The organism is Staphylococcus auricularis, assembly GCF_001500315.1.
GTDB classification, from domain to species: domain Bacteria; phylum Bacillota; class Bacilli; order Staphylococcales; family Staphylococcaceae; genus Staphylococcus; species Staphylococcus auricularis.
In genome coordinates, this window is sequence record NZ_LLER01000048.1 from 1 (window position 1) to 217 (window position 217).

A 217-nucleotide genomic window follows, 5' to 3' on the forward strand; every position below is an offset into this window, starting at 1 on the left:
ACAACTTTATGGGATTTGCTTGACCTCGCGGTTTCGCTGCCCTTTGTATTGTCCATTGTAGCACGTGTGTAGCCCAAATCATAAGGGGCATGATGATTTGACGTCATCCCCACCTTCCTCCGGTTTGTCACCGGCAGTCAACTTAGAGTGCCCAACTGAATGATGGCAACTAAGCTTAAGGGTTGCGCTCGTTGCGGGACTTAACCCAACATCTCAC

General features: G+C 49.8%; 1 rRNA gene. It reads right to left on the reverse strand.

Going from position 1 to position 217, the window contains the following annotated elements:
- Positions 1 to 217 (reverse strand): 16S ribosomal RNA (locus tag APS80_RS10440); the annotation flags it as partial.